This window comes from uncultured Ruminobacter sp., from assembly GCA_902764345.1.
GTDB lineage: Bacteria > Pseudomonadota > Gammaproteobacteria > Enterobacterales > Succinivibrionaceae > Ruminobacter.
Map to the genome: position 1 here is coordinate 1 of CACWVT010000066.1, position 9,363 is coordinate 9,363.

At 42.5% G+C, this 9,363-nt stretch carries 8 protein-coding genes; 1 reads left to right on the forward strand and 7 read right to left on the reverse strand.

Going from position 1 to position 9,363, the window contains the following annotated elements; all coding sequences use genetic code 11:
* Window positions 1–145: 145 nt before the first annotated feature.
* On the reverse strand, window positions 146–1,522 hold the full coding sequence (ffh, locus tag QZU58_RS09215) for a signal recognition particle protein (protein ID WP_294459802.1): 1,377 nt from the start codon (window positions 1,520–1,522) through the stop codon (window positions 146–148).
* 205 nt (window positions 1,523–1,727) lie between these two features.
* Window positions 1,728–2,672, reverse strand: a complete 945-nt coding sequence (mdh, locus tag QZU58_RS09220; protein WP_294459805.1) for a malate dehydrogenase — start codon at window positions 2,670–2,672, stop codon at window positions 1,728–1,730.
* Window positions 2,673–2,991: 319 nt separating this feature from the next.
* On the opposite strand from mdh, the gene argR reads away from it, so the two are divergent.
* Window positions 2,992–3,456, forward strand: a complete 465-nt coding sequence (gene argR / locus QZU58_RS09225; RefSeq protein WP_294459808.1) for a transcriptional regulator ArgR — start codon at window positions 2,992–2,994, stop codon at window positions 3,454–3,456.
* A 125-nt stretch (window positions 3,457–3,581) separates the two neighbouring features.
* Here argR and QZU58_RS09230 read toward each other — a convergent pair whose 3' ends face one another.
* The 5 genes from QZU58_RS09230 to lpxC form a co-directional block, all read right to left on the reverse strand.
* The gene (locus QZU58_RS09230) at window positions 3,582–3,920 is read right to left on the reverse strand and encodes a P-II family nitrogen regulator (RefSeq protein ID WP_294459810.1); all 339 of its coding nucleotides are present in this window, start codon (window positions 3,918–3,920) and stop codon (window positions 3,582–3,584) included.
* Between the two features lie 217 nt (window positions 3,921–4,137).
* A complete protein-coding gene (gene acnB / locus QZU58_RS09235; RefSeq protein ID WP_294459813.1) occupies window positions 4,138–6,702 on the reverse strand; it encodes a bifunctional aconitate hydratase 2/2-methylisocitrate dehydratase in 2,565 nt (854 codons plus the stop codon).
* Between the two features lie 239 nt (window positions 6,703–6,941).
* A complete protein-coding gene (locus QZU58_RS09240; RefSeq protein ID WP_294459816.1) occupies window positions 6,942–7,286 on the reverse strand; it encodes a hypothetical protein in 345 nt (114 codons plus the stop codon).
* Window positions 7,287–7,442: 156 nt separating this feature from the next.
* Complete coding sequence (gene ampD / locus QZU58_RS09245) at window positions 7,443–8,009, reverse strand: 1,6-anhydro-N-acetylmuramyl-L-alanine amidase AmpD (protein ID WP_294496239.1); 567 nt, start codon at window positions 8,007–8,009, stop codon at window positions 7,443–7,445.
* A 60-nt stretch (window positions 8,010–8,069) separates the two neighbouring features.
* Entirely contained in the window at window positions 8,070–9,014 is a 945-nt protein-coding gene (lpxC, locus tag QZU58_RS09250) for a UDP-3-O-acyl-N-acetylglucosamine deacetylase (protein ID WP_294459828.1), read from the reverse strand.
* Window positions 9,015–9,363 lie beyond the last annotated feature (349 nt).

A 9,363-nucleotide genomic window follows, 5' to 3' on the forward strand; every position in this document is an offset into this window, starting at 1 on the left:
CGACTACGAAAAACTCTAGAAATTGAAAAATCCCTCTCTCGAGGGATTTTGATAAAACTAATTTTTATACTAGATCGGTTAAAACTCGCAAAATTTGGGAAACTGAAAAAGGAGGACTAATCAAGGTTATAATCCAGATGAAATCTTACTGCTGCGGAGGCATTTTAAAACCTGCTGCAGGCATAAGATCCTTGACCATATTAAGCATCTTACGTAAGCCACCCTTGCTCTGGAGTCGCTTCATGATATGCTGCATCTGGGTGAATTCGCGAATCAGCTTGGTAACCTCAGACACATCAACACCGGCACCGTCGGCAATTCTCTTCTTGCGGGAAGCCTTGATGATCTCAGGATGTCTTCTTTCCTTGATTGTCATTGAGTTAATAATGGCTTCCTTTCTGTAAATGATGTTATCATCCATCTTTTCTTTAACTTCATCAGGAAGGGAACCCATTCCGGGCAGCTTATCAAGCATACCCATCATACCGCCCATATTGCGCATCTGCACAATCTGCTGTTTAAAATCGTCAAAATCAAAGTCCTTACCTGTTTTAAACTTATGAGCGAGTTTTTCAGCCTGTTTCTTGTCAACCTTGCGCTCCATTTCTTCCACGAGTGAAAGAATATCACCCATGTCAAGAATACGGCTGGCCATACGTTCCGGATGGAAAGGATCAAGAGCCTCAATTTTCTCACCCGCACCGAGGAACTTAATAGGTTTACCGGTTATCTTTCTAACTGAAAGGGCAGCACCGCCACGGGCATCACCATCCATCTTAGTCAAAATTATGCCTGTAAGAGGTAACGCATCATTAAAAGCCTTGGCAGTATTGGCAGCATCCTGACCTGTCATCGCATCTACAACAAACAGCGTTTCAACAGGATTGATGTCTGCATGTATCTCCTTTATTTCGTTCATCATGTCTTCATCAACATGAAGTCTGCCCGCAGTATCAACAAGGAGTACATCCATAAACTTAATCTTTGCTGATGCAAGTGCATTGCGAACTATATCAATAGGCTTTTCTTCAACCGTGGAAGGATAGCACTCAACCCCTATTGTATCAGCCAGTGTCTTCAGCTGTTCAATTGCTGCAGGTCTGTATACGTCGGCACTTACAACCATTACCTTTTTCTTTTCACGATCCTTCAGGTACTTTGCAAGTTTACCAACAGTTGTTGTTTTACCTGCACCCTGAAGACCGGCCATAAGAACAACTGCAGGAGGCTGCGAAGCAAGATTAAGCTCTGCACATTCATCCCCCATAACAGTCTTCAGCTCTTCATATACAATCTTTACAAATTCCTGCCCCGGATTCAGTGCCTGATTTACCTCTGTACCTAAAGCCTTTTCCTTTACTTCAGCAATAAAATCCTTGACTACCGGTAAAGCAACATCGGCCTCAAGAAGTGCCATTCTGACTTCACGAAGAGTATCCTTAATATTCTCTTCGGTAAGCTTACCCTGTCCGGTTATATTACGCAGGGTTTTAGTTAATCTCTGGGTTAAATTTTCAAACATTTCTTATTCCATTAAAAATATCCGGGCTTTACATTTCCAGATTCAGACCAATAAATTCAACGTTTAGCACATTATAATTTAGACTACAATAATTTTACAGTAAAAGGTAATCAACTTATATTTAAGATCTCACTATCATATATCCCGATCATACAAAAAAAGGCCACATCTGCATGTGACCTTTTTACAGAAAAATCGTAAGTGATTAGTTATTATTTACGAAATCAACACCCTGCTGGATATCCTTCTTAAGGGTATCAAGCATGCCTTCAAGTGCCTTCTGTTCGTAAGCGCTTAACTTACCGATAGGTAAATATTCCTTGACACCTTCGGTACCAAGAACCAGCGGCTGTGCAAAGAATGGTGCGTAACCGGTATTGCTTTCAACATATGCCGGCTCAACAACATTAGCTTCACCATTCAGACCGCGAACGATGGCCAGAGCAAAACGTGCACCTGCAGCTGCCATTGAAAGGGTAGCTGAACCTGAGCCCTTGGCTTCAACAACTTCTGTACCGGCATTCTGAACATGAACGGTAAGCTTTTCGATTTCTTCAGCAGAAATAGCTTCATAACCAGCAGCCTGAGAGAAGAGAGGCAGAATGGTAGTACCACTGTGGCCACCGATTACAGGAACCTTGGCAGTACAACGATCGGTCTTGGTTGCATCACCCCAGAAGGTTTCAGCACGTAAAGTGTCAAGCATGGTCACGCCAAACAGACGCTTGCTGTCATAGCAACCGGCCTTCTTTAACACTTCAGCCGCAAGCGGAACCATTGTATTTACAGGATTGGTGATAATTGCAATACAAGCCTTAGGAGCGTGCTTTGCTACGGCCTCAACCAGTCCTTTAACAATGTTTGCATTGAATTTGAATAAATCACTGCGATCCATACCAGGCTTTCTTGCCATACCGGCAGGGATTACAACAACAGAGGCACCTGAAACAGCCTTAACGAGGCCTTCATCACCGGTATAACCGATTACTGACACATCAGTAGGGATATGACTTAAATCAACAGCAACACCAGGGGTTGACGGAGCCACGTCATAAAGTGATAATTCTGAGCCCTTTGGCAACTGGTTTTTCAAAAGAAGAGATAATGGCTGACCAATACCGCCTGCTGCACCTAAAACTGCAATTTTCATTATTACGGATCCTCTGTAATCTTTACTTATTCTTATACACTATATATTCAATTCGAGTATATTACTCTAAAACTCTATTTACTGCTATATTTAGCACCTTAAAATGACGTTTAAATTCAAATTTTTAAGGTTATGTCACCTTAATTTTTAAAATTCCTTTCGGGGTAAACGTGACACACTTCAACTTTAGTAATCTAAGGCCATTCCAAAAAAATCTTTTTTCTTTACAACTCTAAAAAATTATGCAAATAAAATGCATAATTATGCATTTTCATGCTTTTTCCTGTTATAATTCCATTGTTATCTGAGGTAGTGAACAATGGACGATCTAAACAACCAGGACTCTCTTGAGAGAGTTTTTCTTGAATTACTTGGAGCTGAATGCTACAGCTCTCAGACAGAGATTGCTGATGCTCTACTTGCCAGAGGTTTTTCGAACATGAACCAGTCTAAGGTCTCCCGTATGCTTACAAAATTCGGGGCCGTGCGCAGACGCAATGCCAAAATGGTAATGGTTTACTGTCTTCCTCTGGAAACAGGAATTCCAACAATTGACAAAACAATCAAATCTCTTGTCCTGGACATATCACATAACAACAACATTATAGTTATCCACACCAGTCCCGGAAGTGCTCAGATGATTGCCAGAATGCTTGATTCAGTAAGAAAGGCTGAAGGAATTCTTGGGACAATCGCCGGCGACGACACAATTTTCGTAACACCGAAAATAGACGTGGATATTATCGATCTTTTTGACAGCATCAGGGATTTATTCGAGAACTAATACCCGGTACAGTATACACAATTACCCATTGTTGCCGGATCCTGTACACTTATTTTAAAAAAGTCCTGTATGTGAGTACAGGACAAATGAATGTGAATAAAGACCTATTCTGTCGGAAAATTCAACTATAAAGCGTCGTCGTCGGTTTCACCGGTTCTGATTCTTACTACGTGTTCGCAATCGTACACAAAAATCTTACCGTCACCGATTTTGCCTGTCTTGGCTGCTCTCACGATACTTTCAACAACCTCTTCGCAGATTTCATCCTTAACAACGACCTCAAGCAGAGCCTTAGGTAAAAAATCAACCTGATATTCAGCCCCCCTGTACAGCTCTGTATGTCCCTTCTGTCTGCCAAACCCCTTGACTTCAGTCACTGTCATGCCTTCAATTCCAAGTTCAGAAACAGCTTCCCTGACATCATCAAGTTTAAACGGCTTAATAATCGCACTAATCAGTTTCATGATTCACTCCTCACCAAAATAACAATCTATAACATTCAAAGAACGTGCCAGATTTAAACATGAATATTTGATTAAAAAATGGCTAAAATATCAGGACAAAATCATAAACAACGCACTGTTTGAACCGAAACGCCCCAAATGCGTGCACTGTCAAAAAAAAGGCTGCTCCACAGGGAACAGCCTTTTAGTACATAAATTTAGTGTCGACTAAATTACATTACGCCTTATATTCAGGCATCTCGTTAAATTTAAGGTATGAGTAGATCTTTTCCTTCTTGCCATCAAGAGACTTAACTCCTTCAAGATATTCTTCCTTAGAAGGAATTCTGCCTAAAACAGATGCTACCGTAGCAAGCTCGGCCGAAGCAAGGTAAACATTTGCACCCTGTCCAAGACGATTAGGGAAGTTACGGGTAGAGGTTGAAATAACGGTGGCGTTATCAGCTACGCGTGCCTGATTACCCATACACAGTGAACATCCAGGTATTTCACAACGAGTACCTACCTTGCCGAATACGCTGTAAAGACCTTCATGAATGATTTCAGCTCTATCCATCTTTGTTGGAGGAGCAATCCAAAGCTTAACAGGTAACTGATTCTTGCACTTTTCAAGAATGGTGGCAGCTGCTCTGTAATGACCAATGTTGGTCATACATGAACCGATAAACACTTCATCTATCTTCTGACCTGCAACATCACTCAGAGTTCTGGCATCATCAGGATCGTTAGGAGCACAGAGAATAGGTTCCTTAATCTCATCCATGTCTATTTCGATAACTGCAGCATATTCCGCATCATCGTCAGCCTGAAGCAGTTCAGGATTTGCAAGCCATGCTTCCATTGCCTTAACACGCTTTGCAAGAGTTTCACTGCTCTGATAACCTTCCTTAATCATCCAATTCAACAGAGTGATATTTGACTGAATGTATTCAATCAGAGGTTCCTTGTTAAGAGCAACGGTACAGCCTGCGGCAGATCTTTCTGCTGAAGCATCAGCCAACTCGAAGGCCTGTTCAACCTTGAGATCTGAGAGCCCCTGAATTTCAAGAATTCTGCCGGAGAAAATGTTTTTCTTACCCTTCTTTTCAACGGTAAGGAGGCCCATTTCAATAGCCTTGAGAGGAATAGCGTGAACCAGATCCCTAAGAGTAATTCCTGGCTGCATGGTTCCCTTAAACTTAACCAGAACTGATTCCGGCATATCCAGAGGCATTACGCCTGTAGCAGCGGCAAATGCAACCAGACCGGAACCGGCAGGGAAAGAAACCCCCATTGGGAATCTGGTATGAGAATCACCACCGGTACCTACGGTATCAGGGAGCACCATTCTGTTTAACCAGCTGTGAATAACACCGTCACCTGGTCTTAACGCAACCCCGCCTCTTTCCTCAATGAACTTAGGCAGAGTGTCGTGAGTTACGACATCAACCGGCTTTGGATATGCGGCGGTATGACAGAATGACTGCATTACCAGATCAGCACTGAAGTTGAGACAGGCGAGATCCTTTAATTCATCGCGGGTCATCGGACCGGTTGTATCCTGAGAACCAACGGTTGTCATCTTAGGTTCACAGTAGCTTCCCGGTCTTACACCTGCAACACCGCAGGCTCTGCCGACAATCTTCTGAGCCAGAGTATACCCCTTGCCATTGTCTTCGACCTGCTTAGGCATTACAAATACATCACTAGGTGCAAGGTTAAGATACTTTCTTGCCTTTGCAGTCAGACCTCTTCCGATAATAAGAGGAATACGACCGCCTGCTCTCACTTCGTCAAGAAGAACTTCTGTCTTAAGAGCAAAGGTTGACAGTACCTTATCCTCTCCATGAACGGTCACCTTACCTTCATAAGGATACACGTCGATCACGTCTCCGGTGTTCATGGCTGTTACATCCATTTCCACTGGTAACGCACCGGCATCTTCCATTGTATTAAAGAATATCGGAGCTATTTTTCCGCCAAATACAAATCCGCCGGCTCTCTTGTTTGGTACGAACGGAATGTCATTACCCATAAACCATAACACACTGTTAGTAGCACTCTTTCTTGAAGAACCGGTACCTACAACATCGCCTACATATACCAGCGGATATCCTTTATCTCTGAGTGCATTTATGGCGGATACAGGTCCGGTAACTCCGTCCTCATCAGGAGTAATTCCCGGACGGGCATTCTTTAACATGGCCATGGCATGCAAAGGAATATCCGGTCTGCTCCAGGCATCAGGGGCAGGAGATAAATCATCAGTGTTGGTTTCACCAGGAACCTTGAACACGGTAAGAGTTACCTTTTCTGCAAGCTGAGGACGGGAAGTAAACCATTCCGCATCAGCCCATGACCTAATGACTGCCTTTGCATATTCATTACCCTTATCAGCCAAAGCGGCAACCTGATCAAAAGCATCAAAAATCAGTAATGTGTGAGACAGTGCTTTGGCAGCAGCAGGAGCCAGTTCATCAAGTTCAAGGAAGTTGATGAGAGAGGCTACGTTGTAACCGCCCTGCATAGTACCGAGAAGTTCAACAGCTCTGACAGGCGAAATCAAAGGACTCTTGAGCGCACCTACTGCCACATTGGTCAGAAAATCAGCTTTAACTTTAGCAGCTTCATCTACCCCAGGAGGAATTCTATTTTCAAGAAGGGAAATTAATTCTTCTTCTGAACCAGCAGGTGGATTCTGAAGAAGAGATACTACTTCAGCTACTTCATCTACAGTTAATGGCTTTGGAACAACACCGATTTTGGCACGTTCTTCAACCTTAGCATGATATGCGTCTAACACTACGTACTCCTTAAATAAATTACGCCTGAAATAAAGACTATAATCTTTTACAAATCTGATTCCCTGCCCCGCAGGGAAAAAGAACAAATCACCAATGGTGAATTATAAATGAAAACATCCTAAATTTATATAACGAAAATTTTTTTCGTTACAAGTGCCGTCAAGGGATTCAGAATATATCTGCACCATAAACGCAAGAAGACCGGAAGTTTAAGCTTCCGGTCTTCTTCATTATTCCTTTATCTGCGGTGACCATGCGGATTCGGACCATAGTATGAATGATGAGGATTAGGTCCATAGTAAGGCCCCGGGCCATGACCATGATGATGGTGGTGATGGTGATGGTAGTGAGGTGGCGGTGGAGGCGGCAGACGATGATGATAATAATTATAATACATCGGTCTGACAGGCACCGGAGCAACAACCACCGGAGCAGGAACATATGGAGGAGCCACGTAGTCAGGTCCTACATATATACCGGCCCCGCCTCCTCCTACGGAAACAGAAACCTGTGCATTGGCAACTCCTGAAAAACCAGCTGCAACTATGCAGGAGATTAACAGTATGCGGATAAACTTTAACATAATTCCTCCTTCCCGGCTTTTGCCGAAGTGAGACTATGGTTCTCAAAAACTTGTTTTTCTTACTTACTATTTTAACCAAACATAACCAAGAACATATTACAGATCTGTAATTAAATATTACAAATTATTACAACAAGTCCTTCCGGCATATTCACATCAGTACAGCTCTGAAAGATATCTCTTCCAGTCAAATGATTCCCCCGGATCCGTCTTGCGATCAGGGGCTATGTGCTCATGCCCAACTATTCTGTCCGGAGTTATTCCCGGATAGGCATGCATGATGGCCTGCGTAACCAAAACCAGGCTGGTGTACTGTTCATCGGTATACGGAATATCATCGGTACCCTCCAGTTCTATGCCTATTGCAAAATCATTGCAGGCATTTCTGTTCATAAAACAGGATTTTCCGGCATGCCACGCTCTGTCCAAAAACGACACAAACTGGACCACGGCACCTGTTCTTTTTATGTAAAGGTGAGAACTGACCTCAAGATCTTTTATTGTTTCAAAATACGGATCTTCATCTGCAGGAAGACATCCCTTAAAGAACTTTTCAACATAATCTCCACCAAATTTTCCTGGAGGCAGTGAAATATTATGGATAACCAAAAGACTAATTTCACTATTCGGGCGGGCATTATAATTTGGCGAAGGGACAGTCATTACGTCCTGTAACCACCCGTTAACAATAACAGGTTCATGATCCAACACTTTAAATTTCATATTATTCAATACATAAAAAAAATCTGCCCGCAGGCAGATTCTTCAACATAACAACAAAGACTAGGCGATAACGGCATCAGAGGCACGAACATGAGATTCTTCAAGGAATCTGTTCTGTTCAGGACAATGCTTTCCGTCTTCTATCGTAATAAGCTCGTATGCAGAAGCATCAGCCAGTAAGGCTCTCAGCAGCATGTTATTAAGATGATGACCTGTCTTATACGCCTTAAATTCACCAACGATGCTCTTTGCAGACATATAAAGATCGCCAATGGCGTCGAGCATCTTATGCTTTACAAACTCGTCAGGATAACGAAGTCCTTCAGGATTCATTACATGAAAATCATCCATCACTACCGCATTGTCGAGACTTCCGCCCAAAGCGAGATTATGTGCGTGCATAAACTCTACGTCCTTCATGAAACAGAAGGTTCTTGCACGGCTTACATTATTCAGAAAACGTTCACCGTTGAAATCAAGCTTATAGTGCTGAAGATTTCTATCCATGGCAGGATGATTGAAGTCGATCTGAAGATCAAGCTTGAAACCTGCCTTGGTAGGCTTCAATTCCGCCCACTTATCCTCAAGCTCAACCCTGACGGTCTTAAGCACCTTGATAAACTTCTTAGGAGCGGAAAGAATTTCAATTCCCGCACTTTCAAGGAGATAGATGAAAGGCTGAGCGGAACCGTCCATTACAGGAAGTTCCGGTGCATTAACCTCGATATACAGATTATCAATACCGGTAGCACTCAGTGCAGCACTTAAATGCTCTATGGTTGCCACTCTTGCACCATCATCACTAATAATTGCGGTGCACAGCTCTGTGTCCCTCACCATTTCGGCAGAGGTCTTCATGTAAACCTTTGGACTAAGGTCAGAACGAACATATACAATACCGGTGTCTGCAGGAGCAGGCTTAAAAGTCATTGAAACCTTTTTACCTGAGTGCAAACCAATACCAGAAGCGGAAACTTCCTTTTTGATTGTACGCTGTCTAATCATCATAATCTACGGCTCTTTATTTAATTGAACAACGAAAAACAATGTAAAACATCATTCTTCATCAACTATGACAGTCCACTTTATCCAAAATTCCGGAATAAATATCCTGTCGGAACAAAGATGTGATGAACATCAACTGTCGTCATTATAGCAAAAAATCACGAACATTCATATTTTAATCAAAAAACCCGGCCGTTTTTTGAACAATACAAAACCATATCGCAAAAAATGTTGCCAAACTGATGCATAAATAACTCAACTTTCCCACATGATTTTGAGTGGAAAAACATAGCGCAACCTTAATCCATGCGGTTTAGGTGTTTTTTAAAAACATGTATTGATTTTTATG

Coding starts and splice junctions, on each gene's coding strand:
- argR (WP_294459808.1), top strand. CDS start 2,992: ATGGACGATCTAAACAACCAGGACTCTCTTGAGAGAGTTTTTCTTGAA.
- ampD (WP_294496239.1), bottom strand. CDS start 8,009: ATGAAATTTAAAGTGTTGGATCATGAACCTGTTATTGTTAACGGGTGG.
- mdh (WP_294459805.1), bottom strand. CDS start 2,672: ATGAAAATTGCAGTTTTAGGTGCAGCAGGCGGTATTGGTCAGCCATTA.
- QZU58_RS09240 (WP_294459816.1), bottom strand. CDS start 7,286: ATGTTAAAGTTTATCCGCATACTGTTAATCTCCTGCATAGTTGCAGCT.
- ffh (WP_294459802.1), bottom strand. CDS start 1,522: ATGTTTGAAAATTTAACCCAGAGATTAACTAAAACCCTGCGTAATATA.
- QZU58_RS09230 (WP_294459810.1), bottom strand. CDS start 3,920: ATGAAACTGATTAGTGCGATTATTAAGCCGTTTAAACTTGATGATGTC.
- lpxC (WP_294459828.1), bottom strand. CDS start 9,014: ATGATTAGACAGCGTACAATCAAAAAGGAAGTTTCCGCTTCTGGTATT.